The sequence below is a fragment of the Roseofilum sp. SBFL genome (genome assembly GCF_017746885.1).
In the GTDB taxonomy this organism is placed as follows: Bacteria; Cyanobacteriota; Cyanobacteriia; order Cyanobacteriales; family Desertifilaceae; genus Roseofilum.
The window spans coordinates 1-22611 of the sequence record NZ_JAGHZH010000160.1; the positions used below are offsets into that span (position 1 = coordinate 1).

Genomic DNA, 22611 nt, shown 5'->3' on the forward strand with positions numbered 1-22611 from the left:
CTGCGGGCCGCTTCAGCCTTGCTGCCCCCTTTTTTAACAAATTCCACGACTCGTGAGCGTAAATCTATACTGTATGCCATCCTTCAACTCCCTTAGATTTCCTCTTATTATACTGCGGGTTTTTAATTGGAATGACTATATAAGCCCGGTAACCCCAGAAATATGATAGAACAGAACGAATGTCGATACATAGCAATACGCGCTGATATCGGAGTTAATTTCGGCGATCGCCAAACACTGAAACTTCTTTCCTCAGAGATTTTTCACCTCTGATTACCAATGACCAGCGCGATACCCGATGTATCGGTAATATACACCTCATACTGGGCCGACATGAGTAGCACGATCGCCAGACTTTGGCAAACGATAGTTAATCTGATCGATCATATTTCAAATACCTCCATTCTCACCATTGGCAATGAAAAGATCACCATTATTGCCATTATCAATATTCTCTTTTCCTTAGTCATTGTCCTCGTCTTTGCCAGACTACTCAAAAACTTCCTCAAATATCGTCTGCTCCAAAAGCTCAAAATTGATGAAGGGAACCGCCAGGCGATCGCCACTATTGTTGGTTACAGCTTTTCCACCATTGGTTTTCTAGTTATTTTACAAACCAATGGTTTTGATATTGCCTCTTTAACCGTACTGGCTGGTGGTTTAGGCGTTGGTATTGGTTTAGGTCTGCAAAGTATTACGAAAAACTTTACCAGTGGACTTACCCTATTGGTTGAACGCAAACTGCGCATCGGCGATTTTGTCCAATTTGATGGCATGGATGGCTATGTCAAAGAAATTTCTCTGCGCTCTACTTTAATTCGCACCCGGCGTGGCGGTTCGGTGATTGTTCCGAATAGCCATCTTGTAGAAAATATGATTCTCAATTGGGATTATGAATCCCCCACAAACCGGATTCACATTCCTGTTGGTGTCGAATATGGCAGCGATCCAGTTCTGGTAACTGAAGCCCTACTCAAAGCTGCATATATGGAGCCTTCGGTTAGCTCAGAACCTCCACCCAAGGTCATTTTTATTGGTTTTGGAGCCAGTTCTTTAGATTTTGAACTCTGGGTTTGGGTCTCCCGTATTGATTTAGAACCTCATATCACCAGTTCCCTCAATTTTTTAATCGAATATCACTTAAGACAATACAATATTACCATCCCCTTTCCTCAGCAAGATTTATGGCTGAGAAATCCAGAAGTTCTCTATCCAGTCGGACGTAGAAAATCAGAAGTTCAGGAATTTTTAGAAGCCAATAAAAATCCAGAAATTCAAGATTCTAAGCCGCTGGCACTCCGGGATTTACTTCCCCAAGTTACCTACTTTAAGAATTTTACCGAACTCGAATTAAGGCAACTTATTGAAGTGGGCTGTCGCAGGCGCTTAAGGGAATCTGAAGTGCTTTTTCGAGAGGGGGATGCCGGGGATAGTTTTTATATTGTCTTAGCCGGTACAGTTGAAGTTTATGTAGAAAAAATCAATAAGCATTTAACCAATTTGAGGACAGGTAGTTTTTTTGGTGAACTCTCTTTAATGTTAGGCATTCCTCGTACCGCTTCGGTTCGCGCCGTTGAAGAGACCATTTTATTTGCCATTAATCATAAGGGCTTTGAAAATTTGTTGCGCGAACACCCAGAACTTTCCGAGGTCATTGTCCAAGAGTTTGCCAAACACCAAGACGAACTCTCTGAACGCCAAAAGCAGTTGCGTGAATTGGGGCTAGTAGATGCTTCAGAAGATGATAAAAATCCGGTGGTTTGGGTGAGAAAACGGCTCAAGAATTTATTTGGTGTTTGATACAGTACTTGGCGCTGTGGTGGGCAATAGAGGAGAGGAGTGGGGGGAGTGAGCAACAGACTCAATCTAGCAAGTGAGCTATTCTGGCTATCTTTAAAAACCACCATTGATCCAGGGCATAGCAGAGGCAATTAACTGCTGTAATGATCGTTGAGAATTAGCCGCAGTTGTGAACCAGGTTCATGGATGAGGAAACTTTTAGACGACTCTTACAGTCTCATCTCCTGCTAACCTAAACTACTCTAGCATTCACTCAACTTAATCTAGAGATTATCTCTAGGAATATTCTTTAATCAAGATCTATTCCTAAATTCTGCTGCGTGGCAGTTTACGGGGTGCAATACCAGCAAATCATTGGTATTTAATTTTCCCATTACCCAGCATGACTTCACTGATCTATAGTCATTTTGTTCCTGAGCGCAAACTCAATCTTCAGGCTCCCTTAACTTTAGCCTGCGATCGAGTTTCTGTGGTTATCCCTGTGAAAAATAATCAACCAGGGATTGATCGGTTTCTGACCTCTTTTTTTGATTCCCATCTCCCAGAAAACTATCCTCGTGAGATACTTATCGTTGATAATAATTCTTCTATTCCCATTGTTATTAGGGAAGATTTTGGTCATTTCAGCCTACCGATTAAACGCTTTGAATGTCAAGCGCTCGATCCAGCTAGTGCGAGAAATTTAGGCATTCAAAAAGCTCAAGGAGAATGGATTTTATTCACGGATAGTGATTGTATTCCTACAGCCAGCTTTTTAACAGGTTACCAAACTATGCTCAATGGTGCAGTGGGTTATGCCGGCAATGTGCAACCCTTGCAACAAGATCAACTTTCTGCTTATTATGGCTCTCAAAAAATTCTGATTCCACCTTCAGTCCAGGATCAATTTGGGGATCTGCGTCCCCATTATGTGATTACTGCCAATACTCTGATCTGGAAACCTGCTTTAGAATCAGTGGGTGGATTTGATGACCAGATTCAAATTGCAGCAGGTGAGGATATTGATTTGGGGTTTCGCCTTTCGGAAGTGGGTCAACTCTCCTATGCTTTGTCTTCATTAGTTTATCATGATTTTGGTCAAGGTTTATTCTCTTTTATTCGCCGATTTAAGCGATATGGAAAAGGGAATCAGTTGGTGGGATTGAAGCATGAGGTGGACTTGAAGCCACGACCATTTACACCAGCAGAAAAAAATGGTTTGAATTGGTTCTTGTCCACTCTTCAATATGGCGCTTTAATGTGGGGATATTGGGATTAAACCAGTAGCGATCGCCTGTTCTACTCAATACTCGCTTCGGCTTGATGGACGATCGCCCTCAACTCATCTACCCGTTCCGCACTTGCACTTGTCCACAGTCCGCGCTGATGGGCTTCTAATAACCGTTCTGCCATATCTCGGAGCGCCCAAGGATTGTGCTTTTCCACAAACTCCTGTACCTTAGGGTCGAGTAGATAGGCTTCGCTTACGCCGTCATAGATACGATCGGCAACACAATGGGTAGTCGCATCATAGGCAAACAAATAATCTACTGTTGCCGCCATTTCAAATGCTCCTTTATACCCATGACGCATGACACCGGCAATCCACTTCGGATTGACGACTCGCGATCGATAAACCCGGTTAATTTCCTCTTGCAGCGTGCGAATTTTCGGGTGATTCATAACAGCATGATCGCCAAAATAAACCGTGGGATTTTTCCCGGTTAATGACCGTACTGCCGCCGTTAACCCGCCTTGAAACTGATAATAATCATCCGAATCTAACAGATCGTGTTCGCGGTTATCTTGATTGTGAAGAACCACCTGTAAATCTTGTAAGCGTTGGGCAAATACTTCCGGTGCAGACTGACTTTCTCCTTGCCCCGTGTAGGCGTAACTGCTCCAATTGAGATAAGCGCGGGCTAAATCCTCATCCGTGCGCCAATTTTGGGACTCAATTAACCCCTGTAACCCTGCACCATACGCACCCGGTTTTGAGCCAAACATGCGATAGTGCGATCGCCCCCACGCCTGCTCTTCACTTAACCCTAACTCTTGCCATTTCTGGGTTTCCTCTCTTACCGTCGCCGCTAAAGGATTGTCCTCTTCCGGTTCATCCAACCCCGCAACCTTCTCCACCACCCGATTAAACAGATCGATCAAATTCGGGAAACCATCCCGGAAAAATCCCGAAATTCTCAATGTAACATCTACCCTCGGCCTTCCCAACACCGACACGGGAACCACTTCAAAATCGACCACGCGACGAGATGGTCCATCCCAAACCGGTTGTACCCCTAACAACCATAAAGCCTCAGCCAAATCTTCTCCTCCCGTCCGCATGGCTGAAGTCCCCCACATCGACAACCCCAAGGTTTTTGGATACTCCCCATTTTCCTGGGTATAACGTTCAATTAATGCCTCGGCTGCTTTTCGCGCCATTCCCCAAGCCGTTTCTGTGGGAATCGCCCGAATATCAACCGAGTAAAAATTCCGACCGGTGGGCAGCACTTCCGCCCGTCCCCGCGTCGGAGCGCCCGACGGCCCGCTGGAAACATAGTAGCCTTCTAGTCCGCGCAACAGGTTGGTAATTTCTTGGCTCGTGGCTTGCAATTGAGGATGCAGGGTTTGGGCGATCCAGGTTAGTTCTTGTTGGGTAATGGGGAATAGGGAATGGGCTGGTTCCGTAGTGGCAGGTTTCGCGGCGCGATATGAAACATCAACCATCCCGTTTTCCCACCCAGATGTAAGGGCGGGTTCACGAGCATTTTTGTCTTCCCACCCAGATCTGGGTAAACCCGCCCCTACGGACTTTGCGTCTCCGAACAACAATTGATCGACTAATGTTGCGGCTAGTGTTTCCAATTGCTCCACCACATCGCCCACTTGGTGATAAGCCCGATCTTCAATGATCGCCGGAGGGTCTAACTGGGTGGTGGGATCTGTGGTGAGGGGGTCAAACTCTAAACTCAAGTCTTCCGCTAAAGCACGAGTAATTCCCTGGGGACGGGAGCGGGAAATGGCAATGATTAAATCCCGCAGTTGTCGCCCTTGGGGGCATTGGCCGAAAATATGCAGACCATCGCGAATTTGGGCTTCTTTGAGTTCGCACAGATAGCCATCAATGCGGGTGGAGAGTTGGGAGGTTACCTCAGTTAAGTCCTCTGGAGTTAAGCCTAAATCTTGGTCGAGATGTTCTTGACGGATAAGTTCTGTGATTCGAGATTGGATAATGGGTAGTCTGGAAGGGTCTAAACTATCGGCTTCGTAATATTCATCAACTAGGGTTTCGAGTTGTTGCAGGGAGCCGTAGAGTTCGGCACGAGTCAGGGGCGGGGTAAGATGGTCTAGGATAACGGCTTGCGATCGCCGTTTGGCTTGCGATCCTTCCCCCGGATCGTTGACAATAAACGGGTAAAAGTGTGGCATTGCCCCGAATGCCACTTCCGGATAACAAGATTCAGATAAGGCTAAACTCTTACCGGGTAACCATTCTAAGTTCCCATGTTTGCCCACATGAATGACTGCATCTGCTTCAAAGATCTCTTTAATCCACTGATAAAAGGCTAGATAATGGGGAGTGGGTTCTAAATCGGGCGCATGGTAATTTAAGCTGGGGTCTAGATCGTATCCCCGCGACGGTTGGATACCGACAAACACATTCCCCAAATTTAAACCGGCAATGGCAAACCCTGTACACCCCGATTCTGTAGGGGCGGGTTTACCAATATTTTGCTCTCCCAACCCAGATTTTTGTAAACCCGCCCCCAGATCTCGGTACAAAGTCGGAGGAGTCGGTTGCGTAACCCAACGTTCCGGCAGGGCAGGTTCACCAACGCTATTGTCTTCCCACTGAGATTTTCGTGAACCTGCCCCTACAGAATGCCATCGGTTATTAATTCCCTTTTGCACTTCAACCGGTAATTGCTCAAACCTCTGTTGATAATCATCTCTAGACAGAGATAACCCCATTCCCCCATTCCCCCATTCCCCCATTCCACTACCCAACCGGATCTCATTCCCTTCCCAGTCATTCGTCACCCCTGCGGTTAAGCGACTTATGAGATCTTCTGGCGTTTCTGGAATATCCTGTAACTCGTATCCTGCGGTTTTCAGAGCTGCCAGAATTTCCACACAACTGGCGGGAGTATCTAAGCCGACACCATTAGCTAGCCGTCCGTCACGGGTGGGATAATTGGCGAGAATAACAGCAATTTTGCGATCTTGGGCAGGTTTTTGCCGCAGTTTCACCCAATTGGCAGCTAAGTCAGCGACAAAGTTAATCCGGTTGGCAACGGGTTCATATTGCACGACATCGGTTTGCAGTTGCTGATTATAGGTTTGTGCGGCTTTGAAAGAAATGGCGCGGGTGATGATTCTCCCATCTACTTCTGGTAGGGCAATATTCATCGCCACATCTCTGGGTAGGAGTCCTCGGTTGCCGTCTTGCCATTGCTCGACGGTGGAGCTACTGAGGATCGCTTGTAGGGTGGGAACATTGAGGGTGGAGAAAAATGAAGGGGTTGAGTCCTTACTTTGTAGGGAATGGATCGCGAAGCTGGTAGTATTGAGCAGAACTTGGATGGGTTTGTTGTCTGGGGGTTGGAAAAGCTGTAGAATTTCCTCTTGACATTGGCGATCGCGCAAAGAAGAGACAAAAACCGGTACTGGCATTAACTGGCGATCTATCAAAGCATGACATAGGGCGGCGATCGGAACCGTATTTCCGGCACAATAATGGGCACGATAGAAGAGAATCCCCACTTTTGGCCAATTTTGCCCTAACTCCTGGTTTAGCGGCAATACACCCACTTTAGGAATGGGCTTAGGTTCAGTAATCGTCTGATTTTCGCACCAAGATGTAGGGGCGGGTTCACCCATCTTCTCCTTTTTCCACCGAGATATTGGTGAACCCGTCCCTACGAAATCTCTCCCTACAGAACTGGCTAAAAACAATAATCCATTACGAATATTTTCCACTCCCCCTTCATTCCAATAGCGCCATAATCGATTAACCTGTTCCAAAGACACCGTGGAATGGCTCATTAGCTCCACATCGGGGGAATCATCTCCAGGCATCACCACCAAAGCAATGCCCTGATTTTGGCCTAATTCTTTCACCACTTCCAAACCATAAGACCAATATGCCCTTCCACCCAACAGACGAACCAGAATCACCTGGGCGTGCTGCAATACTCGTTCGGCATAGTCATCAATCGACAGTTGCTGTACCAAGTGTAAGAGACTGGCGACCCGAATCTGAGGAAACTGGGCAGGAAGATGGGGAACCGTTGCGGCTAAAGTTTGAATATCTGTATCTGCTGCGGTGAGAATAACAATCGGGGCTGAAGTTTGTTCGAGGATAACCACCCCTTCGTCTTGGGGGTTCCATCCTCCGGGAGTTGCGGCGATTCGATGCATTATTGAGTCTAAACCTACTATTACGCTAAAGAGTCAAAACATAAAAGTTTCCCAACGTTTCAGGGGGGTGGGGATCAAAAACAGAATACGATAAGTAAACCGGAGAATGGCAAGCCCTCTGAGCAAGAGACAGGAGTAAGATTCATTACTTGTGGAGTCCCATATTCCTCTGTTATCTGCCGTATCTTCATGTATCCTGAGAACCCTCCTGTCAAGCAATAGTAATGCTACCTCATCGAATTTTAGATTACAAGACCTTTAAGCAGCTTTATGTCTTGTTACAGGGTAAGGCCGATACTTTGGGAGAGGCTGCGATCTGTATCACTGAGAAGATTTTAGAGCAAACGGAGTCTTCTTGGAATTATGGGCGATCGCAGTTTTTAGTTTTAGTGTCTCCAGCATTGAGGGTGCTGTTAATTGGTACACCCTTGGGTCAATCCTCTGTGCATGAATTGCCTTACCTTCAAGTCGAGTTGACTTTTGATACTCAACCGATTGCTGTCTTTCTTAAACAATTGGTACGGGAACTATCCAATCCTTCCTTAGCCACTAAAGCTTTAAAGAAAGTGATTCGCACGCCTCAAGTTAATTCCGCTTATTTACAAGGGGAGTTGATGCTGCAAATTTTAAGCCGCATTGAAGAGTCTGAATCTGGATGCCAAGAGGGTTTTGCCGGTACTTTTATGCATCCAGCCAGGCAAGAGAGACTTTTTTATCAAATTATTGCCCAAATGCAACAGGGGGTTGAGTTACCGACGATTTTATCTACGGCTATGGAGGAATGGCGTAGTTTATTACAAGTCGATCGACTTTTAATTTATCAATTTGATGTCTTTCCCAACACAGAGGAGAGTTCTATTCCGTTCCCTCAAAATTGGGGATACATCACCTATGAAGCCAAGGGGGGGAACTCCATCACTCCAGTTCTTCATTTAACGGAAGAAAAGTCGTGTTTTGCCCATGGATGTCAAGGAAGGGAAAAATATAAGCAAGGATGGATGGCCGTGATTTCAGATGTGGAGATTAGTTATCGAGATTCGCCTTGTTTATTAGATTTATTACGCCATTATCATGTCCGCGCTAAGTTGGTGATTCCTATTTTGGTGCGTAAACAAATTTGGGGATTAATGATTGCCCATCAGTGCCACTATCCTCGACGCTGGTTGGAATGGGAAAAACATACTCTGAAGCGCTTGGCAGATTATTTGGCGATCGCGATCGATCGATCCCAAACTCAAAAAGATATCAGTCTAATTAGTGTAGACTCTGAATCCGTTAGTGAAGAGTCTGAGAAATCCTTATCCGATCTACAGTCCGATCTCTTGAAAAGTCAGATTCAAAATCGGATTAAAAGTGAGTTTTTGGCAGCTATCAGTCATGAACTGCGAACCCCCTTAACCTATATTATTGGGATGTCTGCGACGTTGTTGAGATTGGCGTTTTCCCCGGATAGTGATGGACATAAATTAAGCATAGAGAAACAAAGAGTCTATTTGCAAAAAATTCAGGATAGTGGCAGAAATTTATTAGAATCGATTAATAATTTACTGGATTTGTCTCAATTAGAAGCTGGGAAAACAGTTCTCAACATTCGCAAGTTTTCATTAATAAACTTAGCTCGTAACTGCAAGAAGTCCCTCAAAAGTTTGGCTGAAGAAAAGGAGATAAATTTGGTCATTAACATCGATGGATTGGAGGGTGAAGATACATTTTTTGCCGATCAGTACAGAGTTCAGCAAATTCTACTCAATTTAATGAACAATGCCCTTAAATTTACGCCAGAAGGAGGAGAAGTTATATTAACAATTTGGCGAGAAGAAGATCGGGCTATTTTCCAAGTCGAAGATACAGGGATTGGGATTAAAAAAAATGCTTTTTCTTTCTTGTTTGAAAAGTTCCAGCAATTGGAAACTGCCTATGAACGTCAATATCCGGGTATGGGATTAGGATTAGCGCTCACTCGCCAATTGGTAGAACTTCATGGAGGACTGATTGAAGTGGATTCAACTTTGGGTGTTGGGTCGATATTTACGGTGAGTTTGCCCTCTCAACCCCAAGGTACAGTGAGCTTAAAGTCTTCTGGACATACGCCATTAAATCCCTGGGCAACTACTATCCCTCTAGGACGTTTGGTTTTAATTCAAGACAATGAACAAATGGCTTGGGAAATTTGTGATTTACTCACAGCAGCAGGATATCAAGCGATTTGGTTATTAGATGGCTCAACGGTCACCCAACAAATTGAAGTGTTGCGTCCTTTGGCAATTATTACAGAAACTCAATTGCCCGATATGAGTGTTCAAGAGTTAATTACGATTTTGCGAAATTCGACAACGACCTATAAAATTAAGGTGGTAGCGATCGCCGATTCCTCTGAACAACAAGAGTTATCTCAAGATCCCCTTACCGAACCCGATGTGTATCTGAATAAACCCTTACAACTCGAAGAACTTCTGCAAACCCTTAGCCGAATCCTCATGCCAAAGTAATGCAGCCACTCAATAGATTACCCCTACACGGATTAATTGTCTCTTGCCAAGCGCCAGTCTCCTCACCTCTCCATGACCCTTCGGCGATCGCCGCTATGGCTAAAGCTGCCCTCAATCAAGGAGCCACCGCAGTTCGTATTGATACCCCAGCCCATATCCGAGCAGTCCGAGAACAGACAGATGCGCCGATTATTGGGCTATGGAAGCGCCAATTCCCCGATTCTGAAGTGTATATTACACCCCAGTTTTCCCAAGCCGTAGAACTGGCGCAAGCGGGTGCAGATTGGATTGCTATAGATGCGACGAACCGACCTCGCCCAGGAAATGAAACGCTACACGCCCTGATTGCTCAAATTCATCAGCAGTTAAATAAACCCGTGTTCGCAGATGTCGATACACTCGAGTCGGCAAACGTTGCTTTTGATGCCGGAGCCGATCTTCTGGCAACGACTCTCTACGGATATACCCCCGAAACCCGTCACCTCACCCCCCCAGGTTACGATCTCTTAGAGCAACTGGTGCAAAACTTCAGTTGTCCCATGGTTTGTGAAGGGGGCATCAGTTCCCCAGAAATGGCACAGAAAGCGCTAGATTTAGGGGCGATCGCCGTCGTAGTGGGGACAGATATTACAGGAATTGATCAGAAGGTTAAATCTTATCAACAAATTTTGTCTACGGCTAAATCCGTGAGATATCCTGAATAAAGTCGTCAATTGACTTGAATAATTATGGCCATTTCTCTAGCGAAAGGACAAAAGGTTTCTCTGGAAAAAGCATCCCCAGGGATTGAAGCGGCTTTTATTGGCTTAGGATGGGATATTAAAGCCACCGATACGGGTGTGGATTTTGACCTCGATGCCTCAGTTTTTCTCTTAGGGGAAAATGAAAAGTTGGTTTCCGACAAACATCTAATCTTTTACAATAACAAAAAAAGTTTAGATGGGGCAGTAGAATATATGGGGGATAACCGCACGGGTGCGGGTGAAGGAGATGATGAAGTTATTATTATTGACTTGCGAAAAATTGCCCCAGAGGTCATGAAATTGGTCTTTACCGTGACCATTTATGAAGCAGAACAACGCAAACAAAATTTTGGCCAGGTGAGTAATGCTTATGTTCGCTTGGTCAATGTGAAGACGAAGGAAGAAGCGATACGCTATGACTTAGATGAAGATTATTCCATTGAAACGGCGATGATTATTACAGAGTTGTATCGCAAAGATGGAGAGTGGCGGATGAATGCCGTAGGTGCGGGCTATGGAGGCGGATTACAAGCTCTTTTAGACCGCTATAGTTAATTAGAAAAGGGCTAGGGGCAGGTTTGAAACCTGCCCTTACTTATTACTTATCGATTTACTTATCGATCAAGACCTTCGCCACAATCAAAAATGGCTGGCTTCTTCACTCCGTGTTCCCTCATCCTCCCATCCCCCATCTTCCCATACCAGGGTGATATGGTGGGTAAAGGATCTCTATTGTCCTTCCCCTATGGTCTGGAAATTCTGTGGTCGTTTAATCAAGCCGCTGGTTTATCATCTTTCCCTGCGGACGCTACTAACGGTTCCCTTCATTCTGCAATTGGGAGTAGTGACAGTCGTGATTACAGGATTATCTTTCCGCAGCGGAAAAGAAGCCGTCGATGTTTTGGTCAAGCAATTGGGACGAGAAACGAGCGATCGCATTGCCCAAGTTTTGGCGATGGAATTGGCTCAACCCCATTCTGTGTATCAAACAATTCAAGGAGCCATTGACACCGATCAAATTGATATCGAAGATTTTGAGCAACTGCAATGCTATTTTCAACGGTTAGTCAAACAAGATAATGGGGTAGACTATTTACTCTTTGGTCGTCCCACTGGCGAAGTCTTAGCCGTTCAGCAACTACCCAATGGGGAAACCGTGGTTAAAGTGCGGGAAGGGAGTATTCCAGAGCGAAAAACCTATCGCTTAGATCGGATGTGCGATCGCCAAGAACTTTTAAGCACCCAACCCTATGATGCTCGGCTCAAAAATTGGTATAAAACGGCCGTTGAGAAACGAAATCCCACTTGGAGTGAGATTTCTATTTCGTCCTACCCCTATCTCAACACAGGGGAATATTTTCTCTATGCTAAACCCGTTACCCCTGTGGCACGATCCACCGGTGAAATTCTAGGCGTATTAGGCGCAGAAATATCATTAACCTATATTAATGAATTACTCAAAAGTTTAAAAGTGAGTCCATCGGGAATCGCATTTATTGTCGATCAATCGGGAGCCGTTGTTTCCTCTTCAACGGACGAACTTCTGTATCAATTTGACCAAGATAAACCCAAAAGAGTGCAGGCAATTCACAGTACGAATCCTCTGATTAAAGACACCAGTCAGTATCTTCTCCATCGATTTGACAATTGGGAAAACCTCTCCAGTCAAAAACAGTTACTTTTTGATCGTCATTCTCAAAATCACTTAGTTCATACTGCCCCATTAACCGATAATCACGGTTTGGATTGGTTAGTGATTGTGGTGATTCCCATATCAGACTTTATGGGCCCCATTTATACCAATCTATCTCATACACTGATCCTCTGTTTAAGCGCATTATTAGTCGCTAGTTTAATCGGCAGTATCACTGCACAGCGTGTAATTAATCCGATTAAAAAACTCAGTGAATCCGCTAAAGCTGTGGCTCAAGGAGAATGGTATAACCGGGTAACTTTGCGGCGATTTGATGAGTTGCGAGAATTGGCTGATTCATTTAATCGAATGGCCGATCAAATTCAACTTTCATTTTCTGATTTGGAGACCAAGAATCAAGAATTAGAACGGATCGATCGGCTCAAAGATGAATTTTTAGCTAATACATCCTATGAACTCAGAACTCCCTTAAATGGAATAATTGGTTTAGCCGAATCGATCTTAGAGACCACATCTGTAAAATTATGCGAACACACTCAGTTTAATTTATCTTTGATTGTTTCTAGTGGTCGTAGACTCGTCAATTTAGTCAATAATATTTTGGATTTATCAAGGCTGAACTATGATGAATTGACGCTCAACTGTAAGGCAGTTGAGTTACGAGCGATCGCCGAGGTTACTTTAACCCAATGCTATCCCTTGATTGGGACTAAAAATATTAAAATCAAGAACCAAATCCCCTCCGATATCCCCCTAGTCTGCGCTGATGAAAAACGACTGGAGCAAATTTTTTATGAACTCATTAATAATGCAATCAAATTTACTGATTTTGGATGTATAATCTTAATCGCTACTCGCGTTGATGATTATTTAGAGATTACAGTCCAAGATAGTGGGATTGGAATTTCTGAAGATAAAATCGATCGGATATTCAAGCCTTTTGAACAAGAAAATGAGCAGATCGCGCAGATGTATGGTGGTCTAGGATTAGGTTTAGCGTTAACGAAGCGTTTAATTGAATTACATGGGGGAGAGTTGCACGTCGTCTCTACCCTAGGATTAGGCTCTAGTTTTATTTTCACTTTACCTATTACTGATAACGTGAATTCTAAGGAGTCAACGTCTCAAGAAGAAAGAATATCCGACCTCACTCATGTTTCCTCAATGGCACAAATCTGGCAGCCCACAGATTGTCAGAATGAAAAGCACAAAATTTTGATCGTTGATGACGAACTGACCGATCTTCAATTTTATACGAGCTATCTAAATTCAGGAGATTATGGAATTATTTCAGCTCAAAGTGGCGAAGAGGCTTTAGATCTTTTAGCCCAAGGATTAATCCCAGATTTAATGATTGTTGATGTTATGATGCCTCGAATGACTGGATACGAAGTTACTCGCCAAGTTCGCCTCACTCAAAGTCCCACAGAGTTACCGATTATTTTGTTAAGTACAAACAATCAAGTGACTGATTTAGTGATGGGCTTAGAGTTGGGGGCAAATGACTATTTGACTAAACCCGTATCTAAGGATGGATTTTTGGCGCGAGTCAAAATGCATTTAAATCTGAAATCTCTAAAGTTGGAAAACTTGCGGTTAGCCACAGAAGTGGAAATTACCAGTCGCCTGCAAAAAATCCTGTTGCCTAACACGGAATCTCTCCCTGTTATTGAAGATTTGGAAATTGCCGGTTTTATGGAAACAGCCGATGAAGTCGGAGGAGATTATTATGATGTTTTCTTACAAGATAAAGGCATCATTGTCAGTATTGGTGATGTGACGGGACATGGACTCGAAAGCGGTGTTTTAGCGATTATGGTACAAACGGCAATTCGGTGTTTGAGTTATAGCCAGTTTGCCGATATAAAGGATTTCTTTACGATTTTAAATCGGACTATTTTAGAGAATATCGAGCGCATGAACTCTGATAAACACTTAACGTTGTCACTTCTAGAATACAATGAGGGCGTTTTAAGGTTGAGTGGACAACATGAATCGTTAATTATAGTGCGCTCAATGGGTGAAGTAGAATGTATTGATACTCTGGATTTAGGCTTTCCTATTGGGTTAGATCGGAATGTGGGGACGTTCTTTCATCAACTGGAATTAGCTCTAAATCCTGGAGATGTGGCTGTATTGTATACGGATGGAATTACGGAAGCGGAAAATCTCGATAAGGTACATTATGGAATCGATCGCCTCTGTACTATGATTAAGAGCGATCGCCATCAGAGCGCCGATGAGATTAAAACCGCTATTATCGCTGACCTCAAGCACTACATTGGCACACAAAAGATTTATGATGATATCACTCTCATCATCCTCAAACGCAAAGCAATAGCGCTCTCAGAAGGGTAATGGGTAAATTAATTTATAGCGCTTTGCGCTAGGGAATAGGTAATAGGGAATAGGGAATAGGGTTGTGGTATATGGCTTTAAGGATTCAATAATGTCCCTCATAGCAGCGCTTTGCGCTATATATTAAATTTCATACATTAAAATAATGAAAAAAGTAGAGATCATCCCTGATATCCCCCATAATGCTGCCCTAAGCTATCCTTGGACAGCCCGCTATGCCAAGTTTTTGGCGTTAGTTCTGCTCTATGGCGCAATCGTTCACATGGGCAATATGGCTGGGTTGACAGGAACTCCTTGGTTATCGACTCCCCTACTCTGGCGTGGCATGGATGTGGCTCTGTTAAGTTTTGATATCGTAGCGGCGATCGCCCTCTGGCGAGGTTTAGGCTGGTCAGTGTGGCTCGTATTTTGTGGGATTCTTGTACTACAATTCTTACCGTATACGATCTGGCGATCGCAGTTTATCCTCCAGCCTGAAGATGCCCAAACCTTGAACGGACTATTGGGAACTGAAGCCTTGCTCTTGGGGATATTTGCCCTGTTGCTATGGTTGAAGAAATAGAGTTGTCTAAATGCTAAAAGAAATTGACACAGATATTTGGGTTGCCCAACAACCCCGACGATATCTTGGACTCAGTGTCGGAACAAAAATGACAGTGATTGGATTGCCCAATCGAGAATTAGTCGTGATTTCTCCCATTCAAACCCGTAAGACACTCGTCAATCAGCTTGGCGAACTTGGAGTTATTAAACATATTATTGCTCCCAATCTGTATCACTATTTATTTGCAGCTCATTTCAAATCTCTTTATCCCCAAGCGACCTTTTGGGCTGCACCGGGTTTAACCCTGAAAAAACCAGAATTGCCCATAGATCGGACTATTCAGGGAGATAGAGGTGAGTTATTCCCTGGATTAGAGTTCGTCTTTTTCAATGGCTTTAGGGTTTTTGGCTTAAACGGAGTTGATGAACTCAATGAATGTGTCTTTTTTCATTCATCCAGTCGCACTCTAATTTTGACAGATACAGCCTTTCACTTTGACGAGAGTTTTCCACTCCTCACGCAATTTGCAGCTAGAATTATTGGCGGATATAAACAATTAAGTCCATCCTTACTAGAGCGCATTGCCACAAAGGAATTGGAACAAGTTAGAGAATCGGTGAAAAAAGTTTTACAATGGGATTTTGAGCGAGTTATTGTGGCTCATGGCAGTATTGTTGAGCGAGATGGCAAAGAAAAATTCAAGGAAGGCTATGAGCAATTTTTAAGGTGGTTATAAAATATGATGGGTTCTTGTGAGTTGTCTAACCGCGATCGCGCAGAGAAAACGGTCTCGTTTCATTGAACATGGTATAATTTGTTCAGGATTTGGTTGAATCAAAGGAGCAGTAATGGATATCCCAGACATTGAATTAGAAGAATTAGAATCTGAAGTCGGCCATGAGATCGTGCAAGAAATCCGGAATTTTTCATCAGACAATCCTAACGTTCGAGAACAAGCGATAGATAAAGTTTTTTACCGCATGTATCATCAGGGAGATCTACATTACCAAGTCAATTTTGTTATTCCATTTTTTATTAGACAAATTTATAAAGAGACAGATACAGAAGTCCTTTATAGAATTCTTTGTTGTATTGCTTCGATTGCTACATCCCATAATTTATCAGATTGTGATTATATCGATAACTCCGAAGAATACGATTGGAGCTATCTACGATGGGTTAATTCTGTTCGCCAACCCATTTATAAAGCTTTGGATTTTTATATTGGCTTGCTCGAACACGACCTACCAAAGATGAGAATAATTGCTGCCGATATTCTCGCAGCTTGTAAACCCCAATCTACCAAGATATGCACACAATTTTACGATCGCCTGAAACGAGAACCTGAGCCGAACATCAGAGCATCACTTCTCTTGCTACTAGCGATATTAGATCGAGAAACTCCTCTAGATAAGGCGTTTTGCGAAGAAATATTACAATCTGATGACGCAGAAATAGTCAAACTGGCTGCTGCAATCTCACTCATGTATGTAGCTGGAGAAAATCCATCACAGGAACTGTTAGAACAATTTATAGAGCTTGGCGATCGTCCTAATCTATTATTGCAGTTAAGCAATCATTTTGACTCATGGTATGCAGATGGACGTGGATTGTTTGTCAACTTTTTTGATCGATTGGGCAATCGTGTTCTAGAACAATTGATGCCGACTTTAACCTATCGATGGGCTTTCCTATACTACTATAATAACTGTAATTTATTGTTTGAACTTGTCTTTCCAGAGGGTGCGATGAAACCAGGAACAGCAGTCAGCGATCTTACGAACAGTCAGCAATTTCTTTTGCGGGCGATCGCTGATAATAATGAAGCATGGGAATCAGGATTTAATATACGTTGTGAGATTGAATCTTCACTTACATACATTGGCATTAAAGAAAAACCACAACAAGATAAGTTAATTCGATTTCTCAGTGGCGAAGTTCTCTAAGACAATCTCAATTTATATCTATTTTTTTAGGAGTTGTAAATACTATGGAAGAATTTTTGCAAGCAACTGACGCGATCGACTGGCAAAATCCAGAAGTTATGGACTGCGCTACAAAAATCACGTTGGAATGTACAACCGTATTAGAAAAAGCTCAAGTTTGTTTCGAGTGGGTGCGAGATGAAATCTTTCACAGTGTTGATTATCAAATGAATCCTGTGACTTGTCGTGCGTCTGATGTTCTGAGATACAAAACAGGATATTGCTACGCTAAGAGCCATTTACTCGCTGCGCTTCTTCGAGCCAATCAAATCCCGGCAGGCTTTTGTTATCAACGATTGAGTATTGACGATCGCGGCGCACCCTACAGCTTACATGGTTTCAATGCTATTTACTTGCCAGAAATCGGTTGGTATCGGGTCGATGCTAGAGGGAACAAGGAAGGAGTCAATGCTCAATTTTCTCCTCCCCAGGAATGTTTAGCATTTAAGATTCAGTTACCTGAAGAAGCCGATTTTCAGGTCATTCTCCCCGATCCACTGCCTGTTGTTGTAGAAGCTCTACAGTCATACAGAACCTGGGATTCAATGCTGGAGAATCTTCCCGATCTTTCGATAGGAATGCTTCCTGATTCAGATCAAGAGAATCTTAAGCAGTACCAATCGACTCAATACTCGCTATAACATAGCGCTTGACGTTGCCATGGGAGGAGAGGGAGATAGGAGAATCGCCAAGCTCTCCATCCCTCTATTCTACTAACTGGTCATCTGTTGAATCAAGGTCAACACCGCAGTCCGAGAGAGCTTTTCTTCTCCTGCTTGCAATACGTCTAAGGTTGCATGAGCTAGAGCCAGAGGAATCTTACAAAACTCCAATGCTGGTCCAGGAGGCAAAGCTTCCGTATACTGATTGGCTAACTCTAAATTACGACGGGCATAGGCTTGCATCTGAGAAATGGTCCAATCTTGGGGAAAAAAATCTACTCCACGGTGGAGATCCTCGTGGTGATTGCGGAGAATATTCACGGCTTGCAACCCTCGTCCAAAGGCGATCGCCTCAGTCCGATTCGTCTGCGTGCCATCATACCATGCCCACAGATCCGAAAGCATCAAGCCCACAGCCCCAGCGACACTAAAGGTATAACAGTCTAAATCCCGCTCAGTCAGGACATTCCAGTTACACTCAGCCCAAGAAGCCATCCGGTTCGCCATCGCTGCGGTAGCATCCCAAATGCGGGGAGAAATATCTTGGGGTGCTAAGGTTGCCCACTCATATAATCGCAAACTCACCTCTGGAATCTCGGACTCATACCTGCCCCAATTCAAGCGAGCTTGTGCCAATGTGCCATTATTGACCCCAGACTGTAATCCCCAACTCATCTGACGCAAAATCTGGCTTTTTACCTCATTGTCCAGAGTTGGATGATCCTCAACCTCATCAATGGCACGCATACATAAATAGGCAGAAGCCACTGCTTCTTGTAGATTAGGAGGAAGACGGATAATCGGAATATAAAATGTCCGACTCGTTTCTTCCAAAATCTCTAAGGCACTTTTAAGGGCGCTCATCCATTCAACTCCTCACATTTGCTTGTTACTAGCTTATAATTCATCAAGAGCAGACAAGCAAGTTTTTTAGATCGGTTTTAGGGTAAATGGGGAGAGCAGAGGATCGGGAGTACCGGTTAACTGATGGGCAAACCGGAGGGCGATCGCCAGCAAGCAGTAAGTCACGATTCTTAACTCCTTTCTTCTCTGCTATACAACAATCAAAGTGGAGGAGATTACCCCCACTCGATTGAGTTCTTCTACTATGGATTATACGCTCAGGAATAGGTCGGGAGTTAAGGCACTCACATTGGTTTGTTCCACCACTGCTAGGATTTGATTTCCAAATGAAAGAGTAACATTGGCTCCAGTTTGGGTAATTTGTAACTGTTGGACGGTTAACCCTCCAGCTAACCCAATCCGATCGCCTGTGCCAAAATCAGCGATGCGATCGGTTCCACGACCATTCTGTAGCACAAAGACATCACTCCCGACTCCACTGACGAGACTATCATTACCGATATCTCCATAGAGGAGATCATCGCCAGTACCACCGAGGAGAGTATCGCTGTCTCGACCTCCACGCAGAGTATCGTTACCCACACCGCCATCTAAGTAATCCGCGCCTTGATTGCCCAATAACCGATCGTTACCGGCATCTCCACGTAGACCATCATTACCTAAATTACCGATAAGGATATCGTCATTTTGACCGCCCCGTATTTGATCGTCACCTCGTCCGCCATAGGCCAAGTCGTTACCCGGCCCTCCATTGATGTTGTCATTACCGCTACCGCCAAAGAGTTGGTCATTACCCCCATTTCCTTGCAACAGGTCGTTACCGCGATCGCCACTTATCAGATCGTCGCCATCACCACCACTGGCAGCATCGTCACCTTGACCGCCAAAAATTACATCATTCCCAGAATCACCACTGGCAATATCACGACCTTGATTACCCATTAACAGATCGGCTCCAGCCTCTCCATTGATATTATCGTCTCCACCACCAGCAACGACGACATCCGGGCCGCCTCCAGCATTGAACGTCTCATTCTGGTTGCTTCCAGGAAGAAGATCAAACGTATTGATTCCCGTGATAGTTACGCTGGTTAAATTGGGCGAGGGGAAAGGAGGAGGATTATCCAAAGCTGCCACTACAGCAGCAACCTGTTCCGCATTCAGACTAATTTCAACCGTTCCATTCCCAGGAGTCGGGGTTGGCGTTGGGGTGGGAGTCGGCGTTGGGGTGGGAGTCGGCGTAGGAGTCGGCGTTGGCGTTGGTGCAGACGCTCCTAGATTGAGACCAACAATTACAGGGTCGTGATCGGAGTTACGGAAGGGAACTGACCCATCAAAAATGCCAGTATTCCGACCAAAGTCAGTATTGTAGTCAATCGCATCCGGTTCATCTGCATTCACATGCCACTCCGTCGTTCCCGTCACTTGCGGGAGCAAGCTGGAGTTTGCCAAAGCATAGTCTAGGGTTCCCGTTTGTCCGTCGAAGACAAACGAATAGGCATCAGAGCCAATAAACTGTTGCGCTAAATCTGTATATCCTGCATTTTTCAGATTAGTAATCGCATCTTCTTGAGCATAGGCATTGAGATCGCCCAAAATCAAGAAATCACTATCGCCACTATTGGTGGGGTCAGTGTTCAGCCAATTGGCCAGAGCAGTAGCCGCATCAGCACGGGTATCAGACCAGAAGCCTTGACCATCCAATTGGTCAAAATCTGGATTACTGGTATCCGTCAGACCAGAACTGCCCTTAGACTTGAAGTGATTGACAACGGCGGTAAAGCTTTCCCCAGAAGCGGTTTCAGTGAAAGTTTGGGCTAAAGCGGCACGGTTGCGGTTCTGTCCAGAATTGTTCGGGTCGAGGAAAGCGGCTGTATTTAAGATATTGCTACTACCAGAGAGAGAAACTGCACTGGGTTTATAAATGAATCCTACCGCGATCGCATCATCCCCCACAAACTGAGTGCCCGGATTCACCCAATTATAAGTTCCAGCACCAACCGAGGTATTTAACTCATTCACCAGATTTTCGATAGCATTACCACTACTTCCTGCCAGGAAGTCATTTTCCACCTCCACTAACCCAACAATATCAGCATCTAAAGTGCTTAAAGCCGTAACCAGTTTTTCCGTTTGCCGCGTAAACTCTGTGGCATTATCTGCGCCACGAGGGTTATTACCATTAGCAGTGGTGTTGCTGCCTTCATCTAGGGTAGTGAAGTAATTGAGAACATTGAAACCAGCAACTTTTAGGCTACCGCCAACAGCATCAGGCGTTACCGGTCGGGCGTTGGTCGATACGAACGTCGGTGCAACCGTGAGGTGAATGCGATAGTTTTCGTCACCAGAACCACCACTGCCTCGACTATAGCTCACAACTCCAGTCAAATTAGTTACGGTATCTCCCATGCGGAAGCCATCAGCAGTGGAGAGACTACCATCAGGAAAGATAATAGGGTCAGGATTCTGGACCGTTTGACCGTCATCAATAACAATATTGCGCCGGGCAATATCTTGCTGATGAGCGGTAAATCCTGCTACATCAGGACTGTTATTTTGGGTGAATTGTTTTAAGCGTCCCCCTTGGGACACTCTCAGCTCTCCGAAGCGATCGAGCTGAAACATTTCCGTTACACTCAAGGTATCGGTAAAGCGGACTAACATCCCTTCGTATGGTTCAAGATCCGGGATCAGTTCGCCATCGCTATTGGTTACCGTTGCGGCAACGGGAAGGGAGATATCCGTCGCGGTAGGCAGAGCATTTCCAGAAGAAACAACCGTAACATTGCTAACGCTAGTTAGCTCCGTGAGACCAAAGAATTCCTCAACTTCTCCAGTCACTTGCACTTTATCGCCCACCTGGACATTAACCGCAGGACTGAAACCATCAAAGACAAAAATTCCTTCTGAGGTGGCGGCATTTCCGTCCGCATCGGCATCTTCTTCTTGGACAAAAAAGCCATTGAGATCCCCATTGGTTCCGACTCCAGTTCCGTCTTGGAAGTCGCCAACAACAATACCTTCAATAGTTACGGTATTGCCATCAAGGGCACTAGCAGCGCGGCTTCCCTGGATGTCGTGAATCAGAGTAGTAGAAGGAGTTGGAGTCGGAGATGGTGAGCCACTAACAGTAAAGCTTCCGGAGAAGGTTTGAGCAGCGCTCTGACTGCCCGTCCAGTTGGCAGAATTATTGATAGCGGCGAGTAAGTCAGCCTGAGTCCCGGATGTCGTGCCTACATACCGGGCATTATCGATTTCAGTCAAGGCGATGGCATTGGTGCCGTTGGTGAGTCCTTGAGGTAATGCTGAGGTATTACTATTGGTGGCATCAGCTTGCCATACTCCTGCCCCTTCGTTATTCAGAGCGGCGATAAAGGTAGATGCTCCCTGATAGGCGAGGATCTGGTCTCCACTAGCGCTTAGTGCAGGTGCGGTTCCAGAGACTGTCCCAGAAGATGCTGTGGTTCCAGTAATGGTTACCACCGTTCCGGCAGTGATGCCGCCAGCGGGGGGAGTCCAGGTAATCGTGTTTTCATTAGCACGAAAAGTATTGCTCGCTTGCCAACCGTTATCGGTGAAGAGGATAGATTCGCTGTCAGCAATATCGACGAGAGCAACGAAGGCGAAGTTGTCTGGGTTATCGGCGTTGTATTGGACAAATGCGATGTCCCCTGGATTGAGTGCCATTGTTTTTTTGCTGTGCTTAGTTTGCTGTGATTGAGTAGATGGGTAAACGAATAGGGATCGCACTCTGGAGAAGTTCCGAAGGCGATTAATCCCAGCTTGACTTCTTAATTGTTTTTCTCTTAACTTGCGTCAGTACCCAAGACTAGGAGGAAGCCACACAGCTTTTTACAGTACGGTGCGATCGTTTATATTTCATAAAGCTCTGGTCAAGTGTTGCTGAAGACGAGATAAACTTTAGGTAAAGAATATCCCTTTTCTGTCACTTTACTTTTAACTTGAGGAGTTATACAGCGCTTTGCGCTAGGGAATGGGGAATAGGGAATAGTACGATTCGTTCGCTAGAAACTAGACTAACTCGTTAGTTTAGGGGATTAGTGGCAAGGTTAACTACCTATGGGTTGATTGAAGATCGCTATCAACCCAGA

Annotated in this window: 14 protein-coding genes; 10 read left to right on the forward strand and 4 right to left on the reverse strand. The window is 44.7% G+C overall.

Annotated features, from left to right (window positions below):
• Positions 1-80 (reverse strand): IS630 transposase-related protein (locus tag J7545_RS24160; RefSeq protein ID WP_413039293.1); only part of this gene is annotated, 80 nt, incomplete at its 3' end.
• A gap of 199 nt (positions 81-279) precedes the next feature.
• Between J7545_RS24160 and J7545_RS16960 the strand changes: the two genes are divergently transcribed.
• On the forward strand, positions 280-1800 hold the full coding sequence (locus tag J7545_RS16960; RefSeq protein ID WP_318719900.1) for a cyclic nucleotide-binding domain-containing protein: 1521 nt from the start codon (positions 280-282) through the stop codon (positions 1798-1800).
• Between the two features lie 382 nt (positions 1801-2182).
• Entirely contained in the window at positions 2183-3058 is an 876-nt protein-coding gene (locus tag J7545_RS16965) for a glycosyltransferase (RefSeq protein ID WP_318719901.1), read from the forward strand.
• A gap of 20 nt (positions 3059-3078) precedes the next feature.
• Here J7545_RS16965 and cobN read toward each other — a convergent pair whose 3' ends face one another.
• Positions 3079-7200 carry a cobaltochelatase subunit CobN gene (cobN, locus tag J7545_RS16970; protein ID WP_318719903.1) on the reverse strand — a complete coding sequence of 1374 codons (4122 nt, stop codon included), beginning with the start codon at positions 7198-7200 and terminating at the stop codon, positions 3079-3081.
• A 224-nt stretch (positions 7201-7424) separates the two neighbouring features.
• On the opposite strand from cobN, the gene J7545_RS16975 reads away from it, so the two are divergent.
• The 8 genes from J7545_RS16975 to J7545_RS17010 all read left to right on the forward strand — a co-directional run bounded on the left by J7545_RS16975 (position 7425) and on the right by J7545_RS17010 (position 17614).
• Positions 7425-9689: an ATP-binding protein gene (locus J7545_RS16975; protein ID WP_318700373.1), complete on the forward strand. Its 2265-nt coding sequence runs from the start codon at positions 7425-7427 to the stop codon at positions 9687-9689.
• Positions 9689-10393 carry an N-acetylmannosamine-6-phosphate 2-epimerase gene (locus tag J7545_RS16980; RefSeq protein WP_318700372.1) on the forward strand — a complete coding sequence of 235 codons (705 nt, stop codon included), beginning with the start codon at positions 9689-9691 and terminating at the stop codon, positions 10391-10393. Before J7545_RS16975 ends, J7545_RS16980 begins: the two co-directional genes overlap by 1 nt.
• Positions 10394-10417: 24 nt before the next feature.
• Positions 10418-10987: a TerD family protein gene (locus J7545_RS16985; protein ID WP_271941109.1), complete on the forward strand. Its 570-nt coding sequence runs from the start codon at positions 10418-10420 to the stop codon at positions 10985-10987.
• Positions 10988-11177: 190 nt separating this feature from the next.
• Positions 11178-14444, forward strand: coding sequence for a SpoIIE family protein phosphatase (locus tag J7545_RS16990; protein WP_318719904.1), 3267 nt, complete (start codon positions 11178-11180; stop codon positions 14442-14444).
• 145 nt (positions 14445-14589) lie between these two features.
• Positions 14590-15006, forward strand: coding sequence for a hypothetical protein (locus J7545_RS16995; protein ID WP_318700370.1), 417 nt, complete (start codon positions 14590-14592; stop codon positions 15004-15006).
• A 10-nt stretch (positions 15007-15016) separates the two neighbouring features.
• The gene (locus tag J7545_RS17000; RefSeq protein WP_318700369.1) at positions 15017-15724 is read left to right on the forward strand and encodes a DUF4336 domain-containing protein; all 708 of its coding nucleotides are present in this window, start codon (positions 15017-15019) and stop codon (positions 15722-15724) included.
• 112 nt (positions 15725-15836) lie between these two features.
• Positions 15837-16934 (forward strand): hypothetical protein, encoded by a 1098-nt coding sequence (locus J7545_RS17005; RefSeq protein ID WP_318719905.1) that lies wholly within the window; start codon positions 15837-15839, stop codon positions 16932-16934.
• A gap of 44 nt (positions 16935-16978) precedes the next feature.
• Positions 16979-17614, forward strand: coding sequence for a transglutaminase family protein (locus tag J7545_RS17010; RefSeq protein ID WP_318719906.1), 636 nt, complete (start codon positions 16979-16981; stop codon positions 17612-17614).
• Positions 17615-17686: 72 nt separating this feature from the next.
• Here the strand turns inward: J7545_RS17010 and J7545_RS17015 are convergent, their stop codons facing one another.
• Positions 17687-18499, reverse strand: coding sequence for a phytoene/squalene synthase family protein (locus J7545_RS17015; protein WP_318719907.1), 813 nt, complete (start codon positions 18497-18499; stop codon positions 17687-17689).
• A gap of 249 nt (positions 18500-18748) precedes the next feature.
• On the reverse strand, positions 18749-22186 hold the full coding sequence (locus tag J7545_RS17020; protein WP_318719908.1) for an ExeM/NucH family extracellular endonuclease: 3438 nt from the start codon (positions 22184-22186) through the stop codon (positions 18749-18751).
• Between the last annotated feature and the right edge of the window lie 425 nt (positions 22187-22611).

Coding starts and splice junctions, on each gene's coding strand:
- J7545_RS16960 (WP_318719900.1), top strand. CDS start 280: ATGACCAGCGCGATACCCGATGTATCGGTAATATACACCTCATACTGG.
- J7545_RS16965 (WP_318719901.1), top strand. CDS start 2,183: ATGACTTCACTGATCTATAGTCATTTTGTTCCTGAGCGCAAACTCAAT.
- cobN (WP_318719903.1), bottom strand. CDS start 7,200: ATGCATCGAATCGCCGCAACTCCCGGAGGATGGAACCCCCAAGACGAA.
- J7545_RS16975 (WP_318700373.1), top strand. CDS start 7,425: ATGCTACCTCATCGAATTTTAGATTACAAGACCTTTAAGCAGCTTTAT.
- J7545_RS16980 (WP_318700372.1), top strand. CDS start 9,689: ATGCAGCCACTCAATAGATTACCCCTACACGGATTAATTGTCTCTTGC.
- J7545_RS16985 (WP_271941109.1), top strand. CDS start 10,418: ATGGCCATTTCTCTAGCGAAAGGACAAAAGGTTTCTCTGGAAAAAGCA.
- J7545_RS16990 (WP_318719904.1), top strand. CDS start 11,178: ATGGTCTGGAAATTCTGTGGTCGTTTAATCAAGCCGCTGGTTTATCAT.
- J7545_RS16995 (WP_318700370.1), top strand. CDS start 14,590: ATGAAAAAAGTAGAGATCATCCCTGATATCCCCCATAATGCTGCCCTA.
- J7545_RS17000 (WP_318700369.1), top strand. CDS start 15,017: ATGCTAAAAGAAATTGACACAGATATTTGGGTTGCCCAACAACCCCGA.
- J7545_RS17005 (WP_318719905.1), top strand. CDS start 15,837: ATGGATATCCCAGACATTGAATTAGAAGAATTAGAATCTGAAGTCGGC.
- J7545_RS17010 (WP_318719906.1), top strand. CDS start 16,979: ATGGAAGAATTTTTGCAAGCAACTGACGCGATCGACTGGCAAAATCCA.
- J7545_RS17015 (WP_318719907.1), bottom strand. CDS start 18,499: ATGAGCGCCCTTAAAAGTGCCTTAGAGATTTTGGAAGAAACGAGTCGG.
- J7545_RS17020 (WP_318719908.1), bottom strand. CDS start 22,186: ATGGCACTCAATCCAGGGGACATCGCATTTGTCCAATACAACGCCGAT.